Source organism: Peribacillus sp. QJM3NY_7 (assembly GCF_056173225.1).
The window spans coordinates 3,068,664-3,092,943 of the sequence record NZ_CM149663.1 but is presented as its reverse complement, the minus strand read 5'-3'; the positions used below and the strand labels follow the sequence as shown (position 1 = coordinate 3,092,943).

The 24,280-nt window shown below is 38.0% G+C and carries 20 protein-coding genes and 1 pseudogene; 13 read left to right on the top strand and 8 right to left on the bottom strand.

The annotated features are described in order from the left end of the window. Nucleotides 1–97: 97 nt before the first annotated feature. Entirely contained in the window at nt 98–1,486 is a 1,389-nt protein-coding gene (locus AC0VX1_RS14735; RefSeq protein WP_413010169.1) for a M28 family peptidase, read from the bottom strand. Nucleotides 1,487–2,142: 656 nt separating this feature from the next. Here AC0VX1_RS14735 and AC0VX1_RS14730 point away from each other — a divergent pair. The 3 genes from AC0VX1_RS14730 to AC0VX1_RS14720 all read left to right on the top strand — a co-directional run bounded on the left by AC0VX1_RS14730 (nt 2,143) and on the right by AC0VX1_RS14720 (nt 5,239). Beyond that, nucleotides 2,143–2,325, top strand: coding sequence for a YolD-like family protein (locus AC0VX1_RS14730; RefSeq protein WP_034307388.1), 183 nt, complete (start codon nt 2,143–2,145; stop codon nt 2,323–2,325). A gap of 621 nt (nt 2,326–2,946) precedes the next feature. Next, nucleotides 2,947–3,576 carry an NAD(P)H-binding protein gene (locus AC0VX1_RS14725; RefSeq protein WP_057277389.1) on the top strand — a complete coding sequence of 210 codons (630 nt, stop codon included), beginning with the start codon at nt 2,947–2,949 and terminating at the stop codon, nt 3,574–3,576. Nucleotides 3,577–3,622: 46 nt separating this feature from the next. Beyond that, entirely contained in the window at nt 3,623–5,239 is a 1,617-nt protein-coding gene (locus AC0VX1_RS14720; protein ID WP_336059408.1) for an FMN-binding glutamate synthase family protein, read from the top strand. 998 nt (nt 5,240–6,237) lie between these two features. On the opposite strand, the gene AC0VX1_RS14715 is transcribed toward AC0VX1_RS14720, so the two are convergent. Further along, nucleotides 6,238–6,876 (bottom strand): HD domain-containing protein, encoded by a 639-nt coding sequence (locus AC0VX1_RS14715; protein WP_475467712.1) that lies wholly within the window; start codon nt 6,874–6,876, stop codon nt 6,238–6,240. A 104-nt stretch (nt 6,877–6,980) separates the two neighbouring features. Continuing rightward, on the bottom strand, nt 6,981–7,898 hold the full coding sequence (locus AC0VX1_RS14710; RefSeq protein WP_475471791.1) for a LysR family transcriptional regulator: 918 nt from the start codon (nt 7,896–7,898) through the stop codon (nt 6,981–6,983). Between the two features lie 437 nt (nt 7,899–8,335). On the opposite strand from AC0VX1_RS14710, the gene AC0VX1_RS14705 reads away from it, so the two are divergent. Continuing rightward, the gene (locus AC0VX1_RS14705) at nt 8,336–8,947 is read left to right on the top strand and encodes an FMN-binding negative transcriptional regulator (RefSeq protein WP_475467710.1); all 612 of its coding nucleotides are present in this window, start codon (nt 8,336–8,338) and stop codon (nt 8,945–8,947) included. 215 nt (nt 8,948–9,162) lie between these two features. On the opposite strand, the gene pdxR is transcribed toward AC0VX1_RS14705, so the two are convergent. Beyond that, nucleotides 9,163–10,548, bottom strand: a complete 1,386-nt coding sequence (pdxR, locus tag AC0VX1_RS14700) for a MocR-like pyridoxine biosynthesis transcription factor PdxR (protein ID WP_475467709.1) — start codon at nt 10,546–10,548, stop codon at nt 9,163–9,165. Nucleotides 10,549–10,674: 126 nt separating this feature from the next. On the opposite strand from pdxR, the gene AC0VX1_RS14695 reads away from it, so the two are divergent. From AC0VX1_RS14695 to AC0VX1_RS14685, 3 genes are all read left to right on the top strand, one after another. Further along, nucleotides 10,675–11,298, top strand: coding sequence for an FMN-binding negative transcriptional regulator (locus tag AC0VX1_RS14695; protein ID WP_475467708.1), 624 nt, complete (start codon nt 10,675–10,677; stop codon nt 11,296–11,298). A gap of 239 nt (nt 11,299–11,537) precedes the next feature. Continuing rightward, the gene (locus tag AC0VX1_RS14690) at nt 11,538–12,176 is read left to right on the top strand and encodes a LysE family translocator (RefSeq protein ID WP_413010175.1); all 639 of its coding nucleotides are present in this window, start codon (nt 11,538–11,540) and stop codon (nt 12,174–12,176) included. Between the two features lie 964 nt (nt 12,177–13,140). Continuing rightward, nucleotides 13,141–13,263: a DNA methyltransferase gene (locus AC0VX1_RS14685; protein ID WP_412761221.1), complete on the top strand. Its 123-nt coding sequence runs from the start codon at nt 13,141–13,143 to the stop codon at nt 13,261–13,263. Nucleotides 13,264–13,557: 294 nt separating this feature from the next. On the opposite strand, the gene AC0VX1_RS14680 is transcribed toward AC0VX1_RS14685, so the two are convergent. After that, nucleotides 13,558–14,103: a cysteine hydrolase family protein gene (locus tag AC0VX1_RS14680; RefSeq protein WP_475467705.1), complete on the bottom strand. Its 546-nt coding sequence runs from the start codon at nt 14,101–14,103 to the stop codon at nt 13,558–13,560. A 119-nt stretch (nt 14,104–14,222) separates the two neighbouring features. On the opposite strand from AC0VX1_RS14680, the gene AC0VX1_RS14675 reads away from it, so the two are divergent. Further along, on the top strand, nt 14,223–14,666 hold the full coding sequence (locus AC0VX1_RS14675) for an Lrp/AsnC family transcriptional regulator (RefSeq protein ID WP_063575991.1): 444 nt from the start codon (nt 14,223–14,225) through the stop codon (nt 14,664–14,666). Between the two features lie 799 nt (nt 14,667–15,465). Here the strand turns inward: AC0VX1_RS14675 and AC0VX1_RS14670 are convergent. After that, nucleotides 15,466–15,657, bottom strand: a complete 192-nt coding sequence (locus AC0VX1_RS14670; RefSeq protein ID WP_142398305.1) for a hypothetical protein — start codon at nt 15,655–15,657, stop codon at nt 15,466–15,468. Between the two features lie 92 nt (nt 15,658–15,749). Further along, entirely contained in the window at nt 15,750–16,697 is a 948-nt protein-coding gene (locus tag AC0VX1_RS14665; protein ID WP_475467703.1) for an IS110 family RNA-guided transposase, read from the bottom strand. Nucleotides 16,698–17,075: 378 nt separating this feature from the next. Between AC0VX1_RS14665 and AC0VX1_RS14660 the strand changes: the two are divergent. Continuing rightward, nucleotides 17,076–17,278 (top strand): annotated as a pseudogene (locus AC0VX1_RS14660) (IS110 family RNA-guided transposase); the annotation flags it as partial. A 20-nt stretch (nt 17,279–17,298) separates the two neighbouring features. Here AC0VX1_RS14660 and AC0VX1_RS14655 read toward each other — a convergent pair. Beyond that, entirely contained in the window at nt 17,299–18,390 is a 1,092-nt protein-coding gene (locus tag AC0VX1_RS14655; RefSeq protein WP_413010177.1) for a GntR family transcriptional regulator, read from the bottom strand. 338 nt (nt 18,391–18,728) lie between these two features. Here AC0VX1_RS14655 and AC0VX1_RS14650 point away from each other — a divergent pair, with 338 nt between their 5' ends. The 4 genes from AC0VX1_RS14650 to AC0VX1_RS14635 all read left to right on the top strand — a co-directional run bounded on the left by AC0VX1_RS14650 (nt 18,729) and on the right by AC0VX1_RS14635 (nt 24,235). Next, on the top strand, nt 18,729–20,339 hold the full coding sequence (locus tag AC0VX1_RS14650) for a xylulokinase (RefSeq protein ID WP_475467700.1): 1,611 nt from the start codon (nt 18,729–18,731) through the stop codon (nt 20,337–20,339). Nucleotides 20,340–20,361: 22 nt separating this feature from the next. Further along, nucleotides 20,362–21,057: an L-ribulose-5-phosphate 4-epimerase gene (locus AC0VX1_RS14645; RefSeq protein WP_475467698.1), complete on the top strand. Its 696-nt coding sequence runs from the start codon at nt 20,362–20,364 to the stop codon at nt 21,055–21,057. Nucleotides 21,058–21,108: 51 nt separating this feature from the next. After that, nucleotides 21,109–22,533: an L-arabinose isomerase gene (gene araA / locus AC0VX1_RS14640; protein ID WP_475467696.1), complete on the top strand. Its 1,425-nt coding sequence runs from the start codon at nt 21,109–21,111 to the stop codon at nt 22,531–22,533. A gap of 307 nt (nt 22,534–22,840) precedes the next feature. Beyond that, nucleotides 22,841–24,235: a sugar porter family MFS transporter gene (locus AC0VX1_RS14635; RefSeq protein WP_413024331.1), complete on the top strand. Its 1,395-nt coding sequence runs from the start codon at nt 22,841–22,843 to the stop codon at nt 24,233–24,235. Nucleotides 24,236–24,280 lie beyond the last annotated feature (45 nt).

Sequence of the window (24,280 nt, the reverse complement as noted above, 5' to 3'; positions counted from 1 at the left end):
CCGATAAAAAGAAGAGAGCATCTGTAAACTACACAGATGCCCTCCTGTTTTTCTCCAAGATCCATTATTAATCTCGTAATTCTGTACAATGAAGTATTTAATCTACCGGACGATCATCAAAATCATAGTCTACCGTGCCAGGAGCTACACGAGCATTTGTTAATGCCGGAGTTTCCGGACGGGCAATTTGATACACACTGGCACCGACAATTTCAGCTGCTTGTTGCAATTTTTCTTTCGATATCTTATCCAGTGTATCTGTAGGCTGGTGATACCAAGGCTCTACAGGGGAATGGATAAACAAGGCGGATGGAATGCCAAGCTCATGGAATGGTTGGTGGTCACTCCTGCCCAGCTGTCCATAAGGAATCGCAACATCCATCGTTCTGGCCCCTGCTGAGGAACCCAGGTCCGTCACAAGGTTTTTCATTCCATCAATGGTATACATAATCAAACCACCTGCAGGATTATCCTCGCCAGCATCACGTCCGCCTATCATATCCATTTGGAAGTGAGCCACCATGCGGTCTACATCCTCTTTGGGAAGGGAATCAGCATAGAAGGATGATCCAACGAGCCCTCTTTCCTCAGATCCGAACGTAAGGAAGCGAATTTCAGTGTCAATTGGGGTTTTGGCCAGGATCCTTGCCAGTTCCAGCACAGCTGATACACCAGAAGCATCATCGTTTGCACCAGGGCCGCCCGGGACAGAATCATGATGGGCTCCAACAGTCACGATTTGACCATTATCCTTATTGGCTTTTGGTTTTAGGGAAGCGATGACATTGTAGGATGTCTTTTCGATTCTTTCAGCTTTTCCCACTTCCAGACTGGACGTGATTTGTTTAGTTTTAAGCTGTTCGACCAACCCTAACCCTTGGGCTTGGGTAATGGCTACAGCAGGTATATTTTGCCCCGCTGATACTTGTCCGAAATTATTTCCTGATGGTGAGTTGTTGTACATTAAAACGCCAACCGCTCCTTTATTTAAGACATTCTGAACCTTTTCAACAAAGGTAATGTCCCCACGTTCAACTAGTGCAATTTTCCCAGATACATTTTCTCCAACTTCCTCTGGCTTTGCTTTTCCAACATTAACAAGTTCGGCCGTTACCTTTCCGCTGATACTGCCGCTAAGGGCACGCGGTGTTCCTCCTAAATCACTGTCACCAATTTTCACTGTTACATTTTGCACCGTATCATAGATGGGAAAAGGCTGAACCTTTGTTTCGAAACCAAGACTCTTAAACTGACTTTCTATGTATTTGACTGCACGGAGCTCCCCTTCTGTACCAGCAGCTCTCGGTTGCTCTGATAGATAGGCAATCGTATTATACATATTGTCCGCACTAATTTTTTTGATAACTTTGTTATCAAAAGCTGTGTCAGACTGGGCATTTATTGCTCCGCTAGTTTGTGCAAATACTGTACCAGTTGATAGAACCATACCCGCAGCTAATAGTACTGTTAGTGATTTTCTATACATATAATCCCTCCTTATTCATAATCTTCCTAATTATGTATTTAACTGAATAGTTTGTAAATGAGTCATTAGTCTTTAAATTCCGAATATCAATCGGTTTCTGACACCCGCTCTCCCTTAAGATTATGCCGCAAAGAAAAAGCGATCCTTCTTAATGAAGAATCGCATCATGTATTGAGGCCGTCAATATATTGTATTGTAAAAAAATGATCAAACATTCAAATCTATCAACTTCATTTTAACCTAACTTTTGAAAAGCAATCCCGTTTAGTCCAAATGACAATTTGAAGAAGATAGGGAATCCAATTCTTTCTGGACTAGAAAATCTATGAACGATCTTGGAATGACTTCGGATAAATCATTTTAGAAATCAGTCCGTATTGTCGATAAGGGAGTCCGCCGACAAAACGGGGATATTATACGTTAAGTAATTTTCAGTCTAAAAAGTCGATTCACTTAATATTCATTTTTATTATTGATTTTACCATTCCCTAAAATATTCTAATGTTCAAACCTTCACAAATTGTTCACAACAATAATGAAAACGCTTACGATTTTCATTGTATAATATATATATATCCTAATTGATATCATAGTTTTGCACCAATTATCATACAATTTTAAATAAATAATTGAATAGACAGAAAGGAGATAATCAGGTGATCTTAAAATCGTTGAAAAAAAAGGGCATAACGACCATCATTTATTATAAAGAAGGAGTATTAAAAACATGCAAGGGTCAATTGCATAAACTTAACCTTAATGAACAAACCCTTTCCTTAAAGGATGAAAATCAAAAGATTTTCTCTATTCGTTTATCTCGTATTATGGAAATCTATTAATTTAATTGCTTTCAATTAACATATTTAAATTACAATATATTTATTAATCCCGAATCTCTAGTTTATTACTAGAGGTTCTTTTTTCATATATGGAAAGCTGGTCAGTTTAGTATTCTTGTAGTTAGTAATTTTTCAGTTTTGAAAAAATGGGGCACCTCATTTCCGGATTGATAAATATAGTTTTTATACTATGGCCAGTATCCTTCGTGGAATTCCTCAATATGGTGTTCGTTAGAAAGTCTGGGTGCGATTAACTATGGAATGTATGGAGTGATTTACATAAAAAATGAATATTTATAAGAGATAATTTTCGGTTTTGTTTCCCCAGGAAATAATCGTCTTTATTGTCAAGTTTTCTATAATTACCCAAATTAAGCCTAACTCACTTCACAAGAGCGGAGTAGTTGGGTTTCGTTACTATTTAATACCAATCACTAATCTAGTTCCTACAGCTTCAGTAATAATAAAAGCCTAATCGCTTCCACTGAAGAAATTGGAATTTCCCTAATAATTAACTATCAAAGAATCGTTAAAATTAACGATACGGCGAAGACGCTTAATTGTTTCATTAAACTTTAAAGTGGTAAATAGATAGTATCAAACTAGCAGGGAGGTATTAAAATGAGAGTTCTGGTAATAGGAACAGAGGACATGACCGGAGAGCACGTTGTAAAACAGCTGGCAGACAGGCACCATAACCCGGTAGCACTGGTAGGAGCAGAGAATAAAGTAGAGGAAATGGTTAAACTTGGAGCACGAGATGTAGTTTCTTTGGAAAAAAGGGATTTTTCCAGTGCCTTTTCGGGCTGTGAAGCAGTGATCTACCTGAGTAGTGCCAGTCCCCGGACTGGGGAGGGCAAACCAATACTGGTTGACCATCAGTCAGTAATAGACTCTGTTGAGGCAGCTAAGAAACATGGGGTGAAGCGCTTTGTTCTGATGAACACCATGCGAGCAAAAGAAATGGAGAGCAAGAATTCTAGTACAAACGATGTCAAGTACCACTCAGAAGAGCTATTAAAACAGGAAAAGCTTACATATACGGTCATACGGACAAGTATGCCTGTGGATAAGCCGGGAATAGGTAAAGTTGAAGCTGGACCATCAATTGTGAATGACAAAGGCGAGATACCAAAAGAGGATATTGCTTCTGTATTGGTCAAAGCGCTGGATACTGAAGAAGTATTTAATAAAACGTTCCATGTAACTTCTGGCGAAATTCTGATTGATGAAGCACTCCAAAGATTATAGATAACTCGAGTAACTTGTACAAAAATAAGAAGCAAAGGGTGATAAAATGTCCAAGTTAAAAAATTACCTTCCTACAGTTTTAAAAGGATCTGCGGTTTTAGGGACAGTTGCGGCCGCAGCGTACTTTTACCGAAAGGATGATACACAAAAACAACATTCAATCCTGAGGAACTTCCCCCTAATCGGCAGAATTAGATACATGACAGAGCAAATAGGACCTGAACTTAGGCAGTATTTATTTGAAAATAATAATGAAGGCACCCCTTTCTCAAGAAAGGAATTCGAGGATGTTGTAAAAGCAGGAAAATATAAGGAGCGTTTAATCGGATTTGGATCGGAACGTGACTTCAATGAGGCTGGATACTATATTCGAAATAGTATGTTTCCCAATCTCCGGGAAGAATTGAGAATAGATAATAGCCAAAAAATCAATACAAAGGTATATGAAGTAGATGAGGAAGGTCTATTGACCAGAAAGGAGAAGCGCGAAGATAGACAAATAGAACCGTACTTTTTACGAGACGAGGATGCTGTCATAATCGGAGGGGATACATGCCGGAATCCCTTTAAATTAAAGGGGCTCGTAGGACAGTCTGCAATGAGCTACGGGGCACTCGGTGAGAATGCCATCACTGCACTGTCGAGAGGATTAGGGCTTGCAGGAGGAACATGGATGAATACTGGTGAAGGTGGTCTTTCCAAATATCATCTCTCCGGAAATCCCGACATCATGATGCAAATCGGTCCGGGACTGTTTGGAGTAAGGACACCAGGTGGGGAGTTCTCCTGGGAAGAATTCAAGAAGAAAAGTGAAATCGGGCAAGTAAAGGCATTTGAAATTAAGCTGGCACAAGGTGCCAAAATCAGAGGTGGGCATATTGAAGGACAGAAGGTGACAGAAGAAATTGCCCAAATCCGCCTGGTAGAACCTGGCCAAACGATCAATAGCCCTAACCGGTTCTATGAATTCAAGAATTTTAATGAATTGTTCGAATTTGTGGAAAGAATGAGGGATGTAGGCGGAAAGCCTATCGGTATCAAAATTGTTGTGGGGGATCTTGATGCACTTGAGGAAATGACGAAAACCATGAGAGATACAGGTAAAGGGCCGGATTTTATCACGGTGGATGGCGGGGAAGGCGGAACTGGGGCAACCTATCAGGAGCTTGCAGATGCAGTCGGACTCCCAATTATGTCAGCCTTGCCACTTGTAGATGAGATGTTAAAAAAATATGGTGTACGAAACCGGGTCAAGCTGATTGCATCAGGCAAGCTGACTTCTCCAGATAAAGTGGCGGTCGCTTTAGCGATGGGGGCAGATTTAGTCAATATAGCCCGCGGTTTTATGATTAGCGTTGGCTGCATCATGGCTGAAATCTGCCATACAAATCATTGCCCTGCAGGAGTAGCCACAACTGATTCAAAGTTGCAGGAAGGTCTGGTTATTGAGGAAAAACAATACCGAGTCGCCAATTACGTGATTTCCCTCCGCGAGGGGCTATTTAACCTTGCAGCTGCCGCAGGTATAGATACTCCGACCAAATTTGAACGAAAACACATCGTTCACAAGGATGAATGGGGAAGAGTTTCCCCTGTCCGGGACATCACCCTCACTCCCGAAAAAGTGGAGAAGTTAAGAAATAAGGAAAAAGTGGAGAAATAGCTTGGCGGGATTTTTATTTTAACTATATAGAAGAAACTCGTCAAAAAGGTAAGCCTTTGCTCAATGCAGCAAAGGCTATTTAAGTGCGTCCGGCATTGGTGCAATGTATAGGGGGCAAGTCTCGAATCATGAAGTCAGTAGTAATGATTAGCTTAACGGATGGGTGTCTGAGTATTCAAATAAAATAGAGGTGAAAGTTAAAAATATCGAAGTTTCAAGGAAGGATTGTTTACAAATGGAAAATGAGCTCGTCTAGTTTCATATTCTGAGACCCGTGAGATAGTAAAAGTAACAGAAAGACCAGAAGTCATTTCATTAGCGGGGGGACTTCCAGTTTCAGAGCTGTTTCCTGTAGAAGCGCTTAAAGTTGGTGCAATATTGAAGAGGGAGCAGCATTTCTTCAATATATATATGCGTGTTAATGACCCCGTGAACTATACGCGTTGATTTGGATGGGGCAAACGGAGAGAGCCGAATCAGGCATTTCATCTGATTAATCTTAACCGTAGGGGGAGGTTGCTTTACGGCTTTAAGAATATAAGTATGTGGATGTTTCCCGTAAGTTTCCGAATGGTGACTGGCAGGAAGTCATCCGATTGGCAGGACAGAAAGTGGGTTGGAAAGTCTTAATCGATTTTTATTTCAGGTTAGAATTGAATTAAAAAATGGAATGTTACTTTTTCAAATACAGGGGTCTTTATTAGTTACGAAAAATAAACAACCAAGGGAGAAATCTAATTGGTTGTTTATTTTTTATTTGGCTTTTTTCGTAAAGATTGTTGTTTTTAAACGAAACTATTTAAGGTTGATTGGAGCGGAAGTGCGAGACTCCGGCGGGTGCACCGCCCGCCCCGCGGAAAGCGAGCATCTGGAGGGGAAATCAACCACACCGCACTACTTGGTAAATAGAAACAAAGTATGCGAAAACAGCCTTTATTTTTTAGTGGCTTCCTTGGCCGATATAACCTTTTGTACAAACTTTCTGTCATTTTTGTACGCTATTCTGTCCAAGGTGAATGCAAAATACATTCACAGAAATTTTTATTTTTATATTCCGGTCTAAAATATTCAATAATATCTTCCTTCATATTGCCAAAAGTAGTTTCTGGCTTATGATTAAAGCCCTCATAAAACGCTGGAATAATGTCCTTTTTGAAATTGTTACGTGGGAAAGCCTTTATAATTTCTTCACGTAAGTCGTCAGGGAATTGTTCAAAGCCATCTCCCATCACATCTAAACCAACACCTGAAAAGAGTAGTGCCACTTCAGCTTCCTTATGTTCTGCAACGCCAGGTGTCGTATGTAATGCAATAGCATCCCATACAAGACGAATCGACTCATCTGGAATTTGATACTGCTGTAAAAAGCTCCTCGCAGCATTTGCACCGTCTACTTCAAATCGTAAATCTGGACTGCTGAACTTTTTTGTTAAACCTAAATCATGGAATAATGCACTAACATATAGCAACTCTAAATCATGATTCTGCTTCGTCTTTTTTCCGTTGACTGCACCAAATAAAAATACACGATTTGAATGATTCCACAACAAGTCGTCCCCATGCTCGCGTAAAAGATCTGCTGCTTCTTTAGCCAATTGAGAATCTGGAATTTTAATGCCTGCTACTTCTTGAAACATAATTGAAAATCCCCTTTACAATTTGATTATGAACTTGTTTTCATTGTAAAGAGAAATTTATCATTTATCTATCCATTCATTTCTATGATAATAATAGATAAAAACTATAATATAGAACTTTTTAAAGAAGCTATCTCATCATTTTCTGTATGAAAACGCAGCCTTTCGATTTCACATAATAATAACTTAATATACTTACGTGCCGCATAATTGATAAAACGATTCTTTTTCATCACGAGATAGACAGATCTAGTCAAAGTTGGTTTTTCAATACGTTGGAAAAATAAATCCTCTGTATCATAAAATTCATATAATGTACGCGAAACAAAACTGCGGCCAACCCCATTTCGAACGAGCTTCAAGATAGATTCAATGCTAGACGTTTCGACGATGGGTTCTAACTGCCTGCCAACCTCATGACTCGTTTTATCAAGTATTTTTCTGCATTGATGGATATTTGGAAATAAAATAAGCGGACTATCTAAAACATCGGAAAATGAAGCCTTCTGCTTTCCGGTACTTTGATTACTAATCAGGTAAAATTCTTCATCATACAACTTCGTCACCATCAACATATCATCACGATCGAATTCAAAACCAATACCAAAATCTGCTTGATTCTCTAAAACAGCCTTTTCCACTTGATCAGTACTTTGAACAAACACTTTTATGTTTGGATATAATTGGTTGAATTTAATGCACAAAGTGGATACTAAATCAGTTATTTCTCCTGGTAACACGGCAATTTTCAATTCCCCGATTTCTACTTTTGTAAGTGCTCTAATTTGAGAAGATATACTTTGTAAGGAATTTTGAATATTCAATGCTTCTTGTTGTACGATTTCCCCCACCTTAGTAAGTTCAATCTTCTTACCAATACGGTTGAATAGTGCATAGCCCACATCTTGTTCAAGCATTTTAATTTGATGGCTTAAAGTTGGTTGCGAAATTCCTAATTTTTCAGCTGCTTTTGTAAAATGCAGTTCTTTACTGACCATTAAGAAATATTCTAAATGTCTTATTTCGATACTATTTCAATCCTTTCTAATGAAAATAATTAAATCTGTATGCTTCCAATAAAATAATCTAGTTATTAAGTTACTTTATTTGAAGGGATTATTCCATAATTTGGCCCGATTGCTGGATAAAATTAAAAAACACCATTAGGCTATTTGTTATTTTGGTTCATAAATACCTCACTATGATTTGGATAACGGGCCTGGTTAAACAGAAATCATGTCTAATTACTGATTAAAATTGAAGTCGTAATTAATTCACTAAATGAAAGTTTATATACTCAAAATAAAAGGTCATCATTATATGAAAATTGTAATCAATATTGACATGTACAATTAATAATAATTGTACCTTTTTAGATGTCAGTTTACATAATAGAATATTTCCTATAATACTTAAAATTTACGAAATTTGAAAAGACTTTATAAGGAGGAGCTAAATCATGTATATACCTAAACATTTTCAACTCAAGGATGAAGAAATAATTTATGATTTTATCGAAAAGTACAGCTTTGCCACTTTATTTTCTCAACACAATGGAGAACCATACGCTACCCATCTTCCACTCACATTAAATAAAGGTGAAAGTGCATTATATGGTCATTTTGCCCGTCCAAACGAACAATGGAAGGATATAGAATACCAAAAAGTTCTTGCGGTTTTCCAAGGTCCTCACTCTTATATATCTCCTTCTTGGTATGAAACAACGATGGCAGTTCCTACTTGGAATTATGTCTCTATCCATTTATATGGAAAGATGGAGATTGTCGAAGATCAAAAAGTCATATTCGATTCCCTGAATGATATGATAAAAAAATATGAAAGTCCAGATAGCCCATACAATTTAATTGATGTGGATTCCAGATTTATCGAAGGAATGAGTAAAGGGATTGTAGCATTTAAAATAAAAATCACAAAAATTGAAGCGAAAGCTAAATTAAGTCAAAATCACCCTGTGGAACGGCAAGAATTGATTATTAAGAATCTAGAAAACACTTCTCAACAAGATAATATACAAGTAGCGTCTCTTATGAAGAAGAATCTAGAAAAATAAAAGTTATTCGACATTGTCTTGTTCAACTGATGTGGTAGATTTGTTAAAAAATTAAGCCTAATTTCAGATGGAAATTAGGCTTAGTTTTTGATCTACAGCTGCCACTTAATTTCATCGCAATTAAAAATTAAGGGACCTATGAAGATTATTTATCGGTGCAGCACCAAACATTCAAATAAAACAGCTACAATTCATTCTTTCAAAGAATGGTGGAGTTATTCTTTGAACCATGCCTTCTTTAAGAGTTTCACACCCACATCGATTTCATTGGAAGAAAGATTACTGAAACCTAGTTTAACCATTGGTCCGTCGGTGTTATTTTTAATGAAGTAGAGGGACGTAGGATATACAGTAACTCCATGTGAGGAAGCTTGTTGAATTAACCATTCTTCTGTATGCTTCAGATGTACTTTGACTAATACGTACAAACCAGATTGTTCACCAATAATGGATGTATTTTGACCGAATTGCTCTTTTAAAGCGGATACTAAGTGCTGCATTTTTCTTTTATAAACAAGGCGCATGCGTTTAATATGTCTACTCCATTCTCCCTCTTCCATAAATTTAGCCATTGTAAGCTGGCTAAGCAGGGAGGTAGTAGCTTCAAAATGAAGAAATTGATTTTTATAACGATTTAAAAGTGGCTGTGGCAAGACCATATAACTTAAACGAATTCCTGGAAGAAAGGACTTCGAGAAATTCCCTAAATAAATGACTCTTGCTGAATCAATGGAGGCAAGAGCAGGAAATGGTTTTTGTGTATAGCGAAATTCACTATCATAATCGTCTTCGATAATATATCCACGCATCTTGTTAACCCAATGAATAATCATTTGCCGTTGTTGAATAGACATGCTTACTCCAATTGGACTTTGATGGGAAGGGGTTACATAGATTAATCGTGATTTCATTTGTTCTAATTTTGAAAGTTCAGCACCTGTTTCATAAACCGGCAAAGTTTCAAACATAAAACGATGGAATTGAAAAGCTTCCCTGGCACCGTCGTAACCAGGGTCTTCAACTATAATACTCTGGAATTCATCCTTCAGTATATGTCCCAGGTATACAAGCATTTGTTGGGTACTGCTTCCGATCATAATTGCATTTGCATTTGTTTTCACTCCGCGTGATTGGAATAAATATGTGGAGATTTGTTCGCGCAGGCATTCTTCCCCAAATGGTTCCCCGTATCGAAAGCTATCCTGTAATGTTAATACTTGATTAGCAATTCTCCTCCAAATTTTCAGTGGGAAATGTGTTTGATCAACGGCATCTGCCCTGAAATCAACTACCGGAGGTCTCTTGGACCCAGTCTGCTTTTTATCATAAGAGATTAAGGGTTCCTGAAATATACGGGGTTCTAACTCGTTTGCAAAATAACCTTTTCTGCCCTCTCCACGAATATACCCTTCAGCAACAAGTTGTTCATATGCCAGTAAAGTTGTATTGCGGCTTACATGTAAAGAATCTGCAAGTTGACGAATGGAGGGTAATTGCTCATTTGCAAAAATGTCTCCTTGTTCAATATATGATTTGAATTTCTCATAGATTTGTTTGTATTTTGGGGCGTTATCATTGAACGTAAAAATGGTATTATTCATTTGCATTCCCTCTGACATGTATATTTGTTTAATATTGTACCTTTTTTTATGTCAACTTGTATAATAATATTTTTTTATCGGATATATATTTTAAAAATTCAAATATAAGTTGAAAGGAAGATTATTGTGTACATTCCTAAGCAATATCGTATGAAAAATGAAGAAGCAGTTCAAATTATGAAGTCTAACCCGTTTGCCTTATTGATTACTGTTAAAGAACATCGTCCCTTGGCTACTCATATTCCTTTGGAAATTCGCGAAGATGAAGGAAAAATCTATGCGACTGGGCATATCGCATACGGAAACATGCAGAAAAAGACTTTAGACAATAATAGTGATGTGTTACTGATTTTTCAAGGGCAGCACGCTTACATTTCATCAAGTTGGTATCAGTGCGAAGAGGTTCCAACATGGGACTATCTAGCTGTACATGCGTATGGATCAGCGCGTTTAATCACTGAAGACGAGCTGATTTCCTCCTTGGATACTATGCTTAATCATTATGAGGGTCACCGAGAAAATGGCCGGACCTGGGAAACGTTTGATCCAGAGTTGCTTAAGAGTGAAATGAAAGGAATAGTGGGCTTTGAAATTGAAATCACATCTATTCAAGCTGCAGCCAAAATGAGTCAAAATCGCAATGACACAGATTACAGAGCGATTATTACAGAGCTTGAAAAATCAAATGAACAAGGGGAATTTCAGGTTGCGCAATGGATGCGAGAGCAAAGGAAAGGGTCAATTGAATGATTGGCATATTACTAGGGTTTGCTATGGCACCCCTAAAAGCAAAAATGGTGTTTATCATTTAGGTAAGTCAAAACCATTCCTTACAGACAAGAGAACAGTTGGAACATATTCCTTTTCTAAATGAGCAACAAATCGCCTCCTTGATGAAAACGAACCTTAAAAAAAGTGTAACCTTGCTTTCACCATCAAGGAGGAGCCCAATAAATCTTGTGCCAAAATACAATAAGGAGTTGCTTTTTATGGATTTTTCTAATATTTGGCTATTTGTAATTGCTGCTGCTACATTGTTAATAATACCTGGACCGGCTGTGTTGTATATTATGGCAAGAAGTATAGACCAAGGGAAGAAAGCGGGCATAGTATCAGTTCTTGGTGTATCACTTGGCGGTTCTGTTCACGTTTTAGCTGGAGCGGTTGGAGTTTCAGCGATCCTTATGACATCAGCAACAGCCTTTAATATCGTTAAATACTTGGGTGCTGCTTATCTTATCTATCTGGGGTGCAGGACTTTATTTTCTACATCTGATCGAACGACTTCAGAAATTCCAAAAGCCCCTAGTAAAAAGTTAGTAAAGATATTTTACGAATCTGCGCTCGTGGAAGTAATGAATCCTAAGACAGCACTCTTTTTTTTAGCCTTCTTTCCGCAATTCATATCACCTTCGGCCGTATCAGTCACAATACAATTTTTACTTTTAGGAACTATATTTATTATCCTAGCTTTTATTAGTGATGGTCTGTATGCAGTACTTGCAGCAAGTATTAGAAAGCGGATTCTGGGTAGGGAATTGAATTCTAGTTTGCAGAATCGGATAACTGGTTATTTATATATTGTTCTAGGGGTATTCTCCGTCTTTGCGAGCCCCTCCAAAACATAAGAATATTTGATAAAAATCGATTCTACTAAGATAATAAGTAAAACGAAATGGAAAGATATTTTATGCCTGGATTTATCATTGAAGATGACTTTTGTTCGTTATTCCCTCATGCAATTGCATGCTTTAAAGTCAATGGAAGCCTCAATTTTACGAACAACTAGATTGCAGGCACCAGTTGATCTCCCTGAATAGAATCATTTTTAGAAGGCATTCTCATCACACAAGTTTTTTTAATAATTCGGTTAAAAACAATAAAGACTCTAGGCAAAAGGTTTCTATCTAAAGGTTTGGAGCGGAAGTGCGAGACTCCTGCGGGAAAAACGTGTCAAGGGGAGACCCCCCAGGTGCAAAGGAGGCTTCCCCGCGACCATCCGCTGAAAGCAAGTGCCTGGAGCGGAAATCAACATCCAAATGGTACAGGCAAGGCAAAAACTGCAGATCCAATCATATAGACATGGGAGCCACAGTTTGTAGACTACCATCTAAAAGCTAAACCAAAGTTGATTGGAGAGAAAGGTGCGAGACTCCTGCGGGAAAAACGCGTGCAGGGGAGACCCCGCAGGCGCAAAGGCGCCGAGGAGGCTTCCCGGACCGCCCGCGGAAGCGAGTGCCTGGAGCGTAAATCAACGTCTAAATAATACACCCAAAAAAAACCATAGGCATACTCAATTTTCATCGAGTTTGCCTACAGTCTGAGGTAAGGGCACTATTATACTCTTATCTTTTCTTTGATAATTGCAGCTGCTGCCTTTTTATATTTAACAAATACGTTGTCATACCCGGTTTTCAAGTAATTCATCATTTTTTGTTTTTAACGGGAATTATGAAAGTAAAAGGAAAGCCGTTCAAAAGGGTTTTATCACAAAGGGTCAAAAAGAACGTTTAATTCTTATTAATGGGAGCTTCTAATGATGCTCCTGCGTTAGTGGAAAAGTAAGCATTCACCCTTGTCAAAATTAAGTTATTGTTTGAAAAAGTATTACATTGTTTTATGGGTTCAGGATCAACAGGACAGGCTGCAATTAACCTAAAAGGGAACTTTATTGGTTTCGAATTAGATAATAAGCTTCGAATGTTAAGCTTTTAAAAGTTGATTGTGCAATCTTATTTTGGCCGTGAGCTAAGTGTTAATTTGATACAGGTATTTTAGTATTGAGGTACTGTCACATGCCCTAGTTTGATGGGCATGTGACGGTATACCTTTAACATCATTTCTCTTTTTTTTGTTTGATTTTTTTTGTGCAACGGGTAGTTGCACATTTGCAGGAAACTACAAGATACAGCTTGGATAACAATCTAACATCAGTAAAAAAGGGAGCTTGTTTAAAAACAAGCTCCCACTTATAATAAATTATTGGTTCTACAAGGTTGTATTATTTTCTTATTCCAGGAAATCCTCGGTCGAAATTACATTGGCATGCATACCGTTAAGTGCGCTGACAAAGGCATAATGGACCTGTTCAGCTGGAACGACCTTATCTTGATAAGATAAGTCCCTTGTCGCACATGCATCTTCAATAAGAGTAGTTTCAAAGCCTAAATCCACTGCAGCTCTGACTGTGGCATCAATGCACATATGCGTCATCATACCTGCAATCACTAGCTTTGTTACTCCTTTTTCTTTTAATTTGCTTTCTAATTCAGTCTGTAAAAAGCTGTTAGGGAAATGTTTTATGATAATGCTTTCGTGTTCTAATGGTAGAACAGCTTCATTCAGTTTAACTCCATCCGTATTCGGAAGAAAAAAGCCTAACCCAGGATCACTAGCGATATGCTGGACATGAAAAATATTATCTTTGTTATTCTGCCTAAACCATTCAAGAACTTTAGCAGCATTAGCGGCTGCTTTTTCAGGGTTGCTTAATTCCATCTTTCCATTTGGAAAATAGTCATTTTGAATATCGACAATGATTAAAGCTCTGCTCATTTTTTCCACCTCTTTAAAAAATTTTAGTACAATATAATGATAAATGATATATTGATTTCTATCGATACTTTGATGAAACACTTTTATATCAAAGCATTTCATGGTGAAAGGAATTTATTATGGAACTTGATAACATTGATTTTCAAATCCTTCGGTTATTATCCGAAAATTCACGTATTCAGTGGAAAGACTTAGGTGAACAAATTCATATGACGGGACAAGCAGTAGGAAATCGGATTAAAAAACTTGAGGAAAATGGAGTAATTAAAGCCTACTCACTAATAGTCGATGAAATGAAATTAGGACTTTCTTATACAGCATTTGTCATTATTTATATGGAAACAGCAAACCATGATTCGTTTATACGTTTTATTAATGATAGAAATGAGATAGTTGAAGCTCACCGAGTATCGGGAGAAGGTTGTTACCATTTAAAAATAAAAGTTAACTCTCAAGAACTATTGAATCTTTTTCTTAATAAAATTCTCGATTATGGGAACTATTCGTTAAATCTATCAATACAAGAAATTAAGCAACATAATCCGTTGACTGCCACAATTTAATAAATATATTTTTTTTTAAAAGAAGATACTGTATTCCCAATCAACATGAATCGTTTCAAGTATGGGGATGTTCGACTGGGACAGTAGCAGTGGGAATAGTCTTTTTTAATATCGTAGATTCGAAGGGAAAAGTAAAACGTTAGATGATTATGCGCTTGCTGATGTTGGTGTTGGAATTTGTTTACGTTAGTTACCGTAGTAGCAGGGTCTGCTTTCTTATTATTCCCTTAATCGCGAGGGATGTGGGTAAAAGCGGGAATCCGTCAGCAAAGAGGTGGCAAAGAGATATGGTGTAGACTTAAACAAGGGGATAGATTGTTAACGAAGATGGTCCATGAACTTAATCTAACATGAAACCATACCCGATGGTGGAAGTTAATTAATGTATCGAAGAAATATGGACAAATTACTGTTCTTATAAGCTGGTTACATACACTTTGTTTTTTACTAGGTTAACAAGTAAATGGATTGAACCTGTTCCATTTTGTTCATCTACGTGCTCAATGTAGTACTCTCTTCGTTGCAGGTTACGTTAGCCATAATTGTTGATTAAGCAATTTCTTCTGCTCGTTTAGCTACCCCATTTGGTTTGCAACAGTTTTACTATTTGTTCCAATTTCCTTAGAAATGATGTTTTATTAAAAATTACTGAACTAATGGGTCTTGCTTTAAAAAGGGAGGTTGCTGTGGCAGCCTTTTTTGTATGAAAACACAATAGTAAAAAAGCCATGCTAAAATAAACCCTCCATATTCTCATTTTTTTGATGGGGGTAAATGTACTATGTCGTTATTTAACTGGTTATGCAGTTTGTTGTTCAGATGGAGCGATTGTATAGCCTTTCTTTTTTAGGTATTCGATCATTTTTAATTCTTTGTTCATTTGTTTTTCTTCAAGGTAATTTGAGCCTAGTTCATGATAAGGTTCTCCTGTTTTTAAGATGTTGTAAGCAATCGTTAATAGTAAATGGGCAGATGCGATTCGTCCCTTCATTTTCCCCTGTCGTTTAGTAATCCTTTTTCGATGTGAAGCAATTCGGTTATTTTGCCTTGATGTCGCTAATACACACTCTACGGCCATCGTTTTTAATGCTTTATTTCCTTGTGTGGTTTTACTCGTTTTTTTTTACCAGCACTTTCGTAATTTCCGGGACTCACACCAGCCCAAGATGCAAGATGTTTAGCCGACTTAAATACGGACATATCAACGCCCATCTCCGCAATAAAAGTAGCTGCGGCAGCTTTGTTCACACCAGGTATACCATCCAATAATTCTACTTCCTTACGATAGGGGGACAGGAGTTGATCGATTTGTTTTTCCAATTCTTCTATGGCTTTTTCTAAATAACTCATATGATCCCAATGGTAACGCAACATATCACGGTGATGACGGCGAATACGACCATTAATTGCATGGGCAATGTCAGTAATACTTGCTTTTGTTCGCCAATCCACCATTTTTCGGAGACCATCGGTCTCTATTTTTTCGCCGTTTAGAATCGCTTCAAGGATACGGCGTCCCGATACACCAAAAATGTCTGATAATACGGATGTTAGCTTGATATTAGCATCTTGAAGAATTTTGTGAATGCGATTCTGCTCTGAAGTGCGATGATGAATCAATTTTTTTCGATAACGAGTAAGATCTCGTAAATCACGAATATTTTCTGGTGGAACAAAATTGCTTTCAATAAGTCCGCATCTTAAAAGCTTGGCAAGCCATTCGGCATCTTTCACATCAGTTTTACGCCCTGGAACATTTTTGACATGTCTGGCATTGGCAAGAACAAGGTGAAAAGAATCTTCGAGTATATTCCATATTGGTTTCCAGTAGACTCCAGTACTTTCCATCACAACATCGGATACCTGAAGGGTAGCGAGCCAATCACTTAAAGCCAAGAGTCCCGTTGTTGTAGTTGAAAAAGTTTCAATAGAGGTTTTTGGCTTTTTATCTAATGGACCAAATAACACACAGGCTACTACTGTTTCTTGGTGTACATCTAAGCCAGCACACCGTTCAATCATTGCTTCCATAGGAGAATCACCTCAAAAAAAGATTAACAATACATATGACAGGAGATTTGTTACAAAAATTTTTGTATACGTACTAGTAGCACACTAAATGGTTCTTCAAACCTGTCACAACCAGTTTCTTATACAGGGTATCTTCCTTAAGATCCACCAAAAAAAGTTCAGCCTGGTTGTATTGTTATCATCCATTATCGTCAAGGGGTTAATGGGTTAGACTCTATTTTTGAGTTTGGATTTTCGTAGTAGATGGTGGCGGCGAGGTTGGCCGCCATAGAAGTTTCTTATGGAACAAAACGGGTTCAGCTTTTAAAAAAATAGGGCTCCTCAGTGAGATATGGGTAAGACACCACACTAACTCAAAACCCTATGAGGAACCCTAATATGAAGTTTAAAATGCAAGATAAACAAAATCAACTAAACGATGGAATTTCCATTGGAGTGGATATTGCCCAACAATTACATGTGCTAGAGCAGTGAATTCCCGTGGAATTGTAATCGTAGACCCATTTGCATTTGAAAATAATGAAGATGGATTTGTTGTTTTAATAAAATGGATGGAGGCAGCCATTGTGGGAGTGGAGCCTATAGTCATCACACACTAAGGTTATTGTATGTCTAACTCTTTGACAGTTTCGCCTTCAATTAACACTGGCTGATAATAGGTTTCGTTTGGTAAATCCTTCTTTCCTTGTAATTTCTTAATGACCCAATCAGCTGCATCATGTCCCATTTGTTCTTGTGGGTGTGTTAATGTCGTTAGTTTGATATTGGCATTTTTCGCAATATAGGAATTGTCCTGACCAATAATTGATAATTGTTCGGGAATAGAAATATCGAGTTGTCTGCAAACATTTACTACTTCCAAACCTACCTCGTCGTTATAACAAACAATGGCAGTCAACACGTCTCTATTTTCATTTAGGAACTCCTTCAAGTTCGTGTATAGGTCTAGCTTCGTTTCTGTAGTATACGAAAGCAATTGTTCTGGTTGAAAGCGTAATTTGGCTTCTCCAAGTGCTTTTATATACCCTTTCATTCGATACTTTCCTTGTAAGTCATCCATTTTAGCAATGAGTCCGATTTGGGTGTGTCCTTTCGAAATCAATTCTTTTGTTGCGAGGTAGCTTGACTGCACATCATCCAGGCAAAAGAAAGGAACCTCTAATTCTTCATAATAAGCGTTGATCATGATGAATGGAACCTCTTGTTCCTTAAATGATAGGTAGTAACCGATGTTGGGATTGTATAGATTGCTTTTTGTAGGTTCAATGATCATACCATCCACGCCAAATGACAACATCATTTCCAAGGCTTTTTTTTCTTGTTCGACATCATTATTTGTACTGGCTAACAGTAACGAATAATTATCTTCATTCAACCTTCTTTCAATTCCGCGGATAATAGAAGGGAAAATGTAATCAGAAATGTAGGTCGTGATTACACCAATCGTTTTATTTTTGGAATTGCCACCAGATTTTGATTGATATTGGTTACTAACATATGTGCCAGATCCTTTTTCACTTCTCAAGAATCCCTCGTTTGATAATTCTAAAATGGACTTTCGTACAGTGTGTCTGCTAACGTTGTACATTTCTTGCATGACGGATTCAGTAGGAATTTGTTCCCCTACTCTATATTCACCTGTAAGGATTTTATTTTTTAAATCATCAATGATTACCTGATACTTTGGTTTCATTAAACCTCACTTCTTCCATAGTTGTTTGCATTCTAATTTATGCGCTTAAAATATTTGTGCGGACATATTTTACCATAATTTTTGAATAAATTAAAACAAATCATCTTATTTTTTGTATAAAGTTATAAATTCACCCTATTTACCTTTAGGTTTCATGTAGTATAACTTCCCTTAATACAAATTCATGACTTTAAGGTGAGGATGGAGTATTTCGTCTGAAAGTTGTAAGTATAAATAATATAAAATGTTGACAAATGTACGTACAAAAAATATAATATGGTTGTTAATAAATTTAAGCGACTCCTTTTTTTGAAAGCGCTGACAGAAGGGGGATTAACGTGCAAACGAATATATTAAAAATTAAACAAGCGATTACCGGGGGAGAAACTTCACTTGGAATCGAATTTGGATCCACACGTATTAAAGCGGTGTTGATTGATAATCATCATGAAACTATCGCATCTGGAAGTTATGAGTGGGAAAATTTCTTGGAAGATGGAATTTGGACGTACAACTTAGTGGATATTATCACTGGTCTGCAAACAGCTTATAGTGAAATGAAGCAAGAAGTTGAACGGAATTATGGAATTACCATTCGGAAAATAGGTTCTATTGGATTTTCCGCAATGATGCACGGTTACATGGCTTTTGACAGTACAGGGGAGCTACTTGTTCCGTTTCGAACTTGGCGTAACTCAACAACAGGTGTTGCCGCAAAAGAACTAACTGATAAATTTCAATTTAATATCCCTGAACGATGGAGTATTGCTCACCTTTATCAAGCGATATTAAATGAAGAAAAACATTTGCCTCGCATTGATTGTATTACGACTTTGGCTGGATACATTCACTGGTTATTGACTGGAAATAAAGCAATTGGCATTGGAGATGCTTCAGGCATGTTCCCCATTGATGAATCAACGCAAGATTACAATGAATCAATGGTCAAGCAGTTTGACGAATTAATTGCGACAAAAGGTTATCCTTGGAAGCTAAAAGAGATTCTTCCTAAAGTCTACATTTCAGGTGAGCAGGCGGGTGAATTAACCGAAATTGGAGCGAAAATCCTCGATAGATCAAGAAATTTACAACCAGGCACTCCAATTTGTCCACCGGAAGGCGATGCTGGGACTGGAATGGTTGCTACGAATAGTGTGAGGAAACGTACCGGAAACATCTCAGTAGGAACTTCCGTTTTTGCGATGATTGTATTAGAGAAAGAACTTTCAAAAGTATATCCAGAAATTGATCTGGTAACTACACCAAATGGAAGTCCCGTTGGAATGGTTCACGCGAATAACTGTTCAAGTGATCTCAATGCTTGGCTGGGATTGTTCCGTGAATTTTCTGAGGCAATGGGACAAAAGGTTGATATAAATAAATTATTTGAAGTAATGTTGAATAAAGCTTTGGAAGCGGATCCAGATGGTGGCGGTTTGCTTAGCTACGGTTATTTCTCAGGTGAAAATATCACAGGATTGGAAAAAGGGCGACCATTATTTGTCCGCTCGCCTGAGAGTCAATTCAATTTAGCAAACTTCATGCGCACTCACCTTTTTACTGCTTTCGGTGCATTGAAAATCGGAATGGGTATTTTGACAAAAGAAGAAAATGTTGCAATTGATCGTATTTTGGCTCACGGTGGTTTATTTAAAACCCCTCTTGTTGGACAAAAAATCGTTGCGGCTGCAATGAATGCTCCAGTATCAGTTATGTCAACAGCAGGAGAAGGCGGCGCGTGGGGAATGGCGATTCTTGCATCTTACATGATGAATAAAGAACAAAAAGAAAGTTTAGAAGACTTCCTTGACAAAAAAGTATTCGAAGAGGCTGATGGTCAAGAAATTTATCCTGATCAAGTAGATGTTAAAGGATTTGAAGCATTTATTGAAAGATACAGGAAGGGTTTAGTGATTGAGCAGGCCGCTGTAGACAATTTGATGTTATGAGTGGAAAACTGGAGGGATTGACGTGTTAGAACAACTGAAAGAAGAGGTATATCAAGCAAATTTGGACTTGCCTAAATATGGACTCGTGAAATATACATGGGGAAATGCGAGTGCCATCGATCGTGAAAGCGGTTTATTTGTTATCAAGCCTAGTGGCGTTGATTACGAAACGATGAAAGCCAGCGATATGGTTGTTGTTGATTTAGATGGCAATGTTGTTGAAGGAGAGTTAAGGCCTTCATCAGATACAGCGACTCACGCTGTACTTTATAAATATTACCAAGAAATCGGCGGCATTGTGCATACTCATTCAACTTGGGCGACAATCTGGGCTCAAGCAGGCCTTGATGTTCCAGCGATGGGGACCACTCATGCAGACACATTTTATGGATCCATCCCATGTGCCCGCTACCTAACACAAGAGGAGATTGATCGTGGGTACGAAGTGGAGACTGGGAAGTTAATCATCGAAACATTTGAAGAGCGCGGGTTAAACATTTTAGCCGTTCCTGGTATCTTACTTCATGGTCATGGTCCCTTTACTTGGGGAAAAGATGCAAAATCCGCCGTAATGAATAGTGTGGTGTTGGATGAAGTTTCGAAAATGAATTTATTTACACGGGAATTAAATCATTTTGCAAAAGAATTACCACAAAATATTTTGGATAAACACTATTTACGAAAACATGGAAAATATGCTTATTACGGTCAAAAGTAAGATCAACTCTATCAAATTATCAACCTATTAGATAAAGAAAAGAGGCTTATTATGTTAACAACAGAAAAAAAGGAATTTTGGTTTGTCGTAGGATCACAACATCTATATGGGGAAGAAGCGTTAGCAGAGGTCAAGGCGAATGCACAAACGATAGCCGATGCATTAAATGAAAGCGGTATATTACCCTATCCACTTGTATTGCAAGATTTAGCTGTCAGTGCAGATAAAATCACAAGCATCATGAAAGAAGTCAACTATCGTGACGAAGTTGCCGGTGTCATCACTTGGATGCATACTTTCTCACCTGCAAAAATGTGGATTCGTGGAACAAAATTATTACAAAAACCATTGCTTCATTTAGCAACACAATTCAATGAAAGTATTCCTTGGGCAACGATTGATATGGACTTTATGAACCTGAACCAATCCGCTCATGGTGACCGCGAATATGGTTTTATCAATGCCCGATTGAAAAAACAAAATAAAGTTGTTGTAGGTTATTGGGAGCGTCCTGAAGTGCGGCAGCAAATTGCACAATGGATGGACGTAGCGGTTGCTTATAACGAAAGCTTCAACATTAAGGTCGCTCGCTTTGGTGACAACATGCGTAACGTTGGAGTAACCGAAGGGGATAAGGTTGAAGCGCAAATCCAATTTGGGTGGACAGTTGACTATTTTGGAATCGGAGACCTTGTTCAATATGTAAATGCGGTTACTGATGAAGAAATTGATGCTTTATTTGCAGTATACGAAGGCCATTATGAATTTGATTATGGTACCTACAGGAGGGAAAATTGGGAGAAAAGCGTAAAAATACAGGCAAGCTATGAAATTGCGATTAAACGTTTCCTTGATGATGGTGGTTACACGGCCTTTACAACGAACTTCGAAGATTTATATGGGATGAAACAACTTCCTGGTCTTGCCGTCCAACGTTTGATGGCACAAGGATATGGCTTTGCGGGTGAAGGAGATTGGAAGACGGCAGCACTTGATCGCTTACTGAAAGTGATGAGCCATAACCAATCAACTGGATTTATGGAAGATTACACATATGAATTAGCTGCAGGACAAGAATCAATCCTTCAATCACATATGCTCGAAGTCGACCCATCTTTAGCAAGTAACAAACCAAAAATTGTCGTATCTCCATTAGGTATAGGTGATCGTGAAGATCCAGCACGTTTAGTATTCAACGGCAAAGCAGGAGACGGTGTCGTTGTTTCCATGGCAGACTTTGGTACAAACTATAAACTTTTGATTAATGAAGTTTCTGCATTCGAGCCAACAGTTCCAGCACCAAACCTGCCAGTTGCCCGTGTACTTTGGGAAGTGAAGCCAAACTTCCAAGATGGAGTGAAAGCTTGGCTTGAGAATGGTGGCGGTCACCATACAGTTGTTTCATTGAATTTAACAACAGACCAAATCATAACCTATGCCAAACTTGTTGGCTTGGAATACGTAGTTATTAAGTAATGTCTCTCCCTTCAAGGAGGCTCCGCTTCCTTGGAGGGAAAAAATAGGTAATCCAGAAGTTGAAGAACGGAAATAGTGACCATTAGTATGATCCCTTTATTTTCGTAAGCGTTTTCGTGGTTTTTAGGGAAAAGATGAAAGCGTTTTAATAGACAATGACGACACGGAATTCATCCTAACAAATAACTTTTACGACGGAAACTGGGATGTATTTGTGGTTGAAAACACTATTATTATTTCTCAAAAAGCAATCAATATTTTAGTAGTGGGATTAAATATAATTTTAAAACCTTTAGGGGGAACTTAAATGGTTAATGAAAAGAAAATCTCAAGTGGATTCATTTATTTTTTTGGGGCTTTTGGAGGCATTCTCTTCGGTTATGATATCGGCGTTATGACGGGTGCTTTGCCTTTTCTGCAACATGATTGGAACCTTCAAAACAACCCAGGTGCCATTGGCTGGATTACCTCTTCGTTGATGTTTGGAGCTATTTTTGGAGGTGCCATGGCCGGACAACTTTCCGATCGTTTAGGACGGCGCAAAATGATTTTAATATCTTCTATCATTTTTGCTGTTGGATCCATTTTGGCAGGAATATCCCCTCATAACGGAATCCTTTTTATGATTGTTGCCAGGATTTTATTAGGCTTGGCTGTTGGAGCTGCTTCTGCGTTGGTCCCAGCCTATATGTCGGAAATGGCGCCTGCACGTTTACGTGGACGTCTGTCAGGAATTAACCAAACAATGATAGTCTCTGGAATGTTGCTTTCATACATTGTCGCTTATTTATTGAAAGACTTACCAGGGACAATGGCATGGCGGTTGATGCTTAGTTTGGCTGCCGTACCTGCTTTGATCTTATTTATTGGAGTGTCCAGGTTACCCGAATCACCACGTTTTTTAATTAAGAACAATAAAATGGATGAAGCTCGTAGGGTGTTGGGCTATATTCGCGCCGACAAGGAACAAATTGATTCTGAAATAACACAAATACAAGAAACTGTTAAAGAGGAAGAAAAGGTAAATCAAAAAGCATCATGGGGTACCCTTTTAAGTAATAAATACCGTTATTTAGTAATGGCTGGTGTGGGTGTTGCTGCGTTTCAACAGTTCCAGGGAGCAAACGCAATTTTTTATTACATTCCTATGATTGTGGAAAAAGCAACAGGGCATGAAGCCAGCTCAGTATTGATGTGGCCAATTATTCAAGGGGTTATTCTCGTACTAGGTTCATTAGTATTCCTAATGATTGCTGATAAATTTAATCGCCGTACTTTATTAACAATCGGCGGAACGATTATGGGGCTATCCTTTATTTTGCCGGCCATATTGAATGTATTAATTCCTAATGCAAATCCGATGATGATGGTTGTTTTCTTAAGTATCTATGTAGCTCTTTATTCATTCACTTGGGCTCCATTAACTTGGGTCATAGTTGGAGAAATTTTCCCGCTGGTAATTCGCGGGCGGGCGTCAGGAGTGGCTTCATCATTTAACTGGATTGGTTCTTTCTTGGTCGGCCTGCTATTTCCGATCATGACCGCTTCGATGTCTCAAGAAGCTGTTTTTTCAATCTTCGGTGCTATTTGTTTACTTGGTGTTTTATTTATCCGGACATGCGTTCCTGAAACTCGAGGTCATACTTTGGAGGAAATTGAAAAAATTGGGGAAATTAGGCAAGCTAAGGGGAAAAGTGCTTAAATTAGACCTATTAAGGTTTGGAGCGGAATTAAAAGAAGCTATACC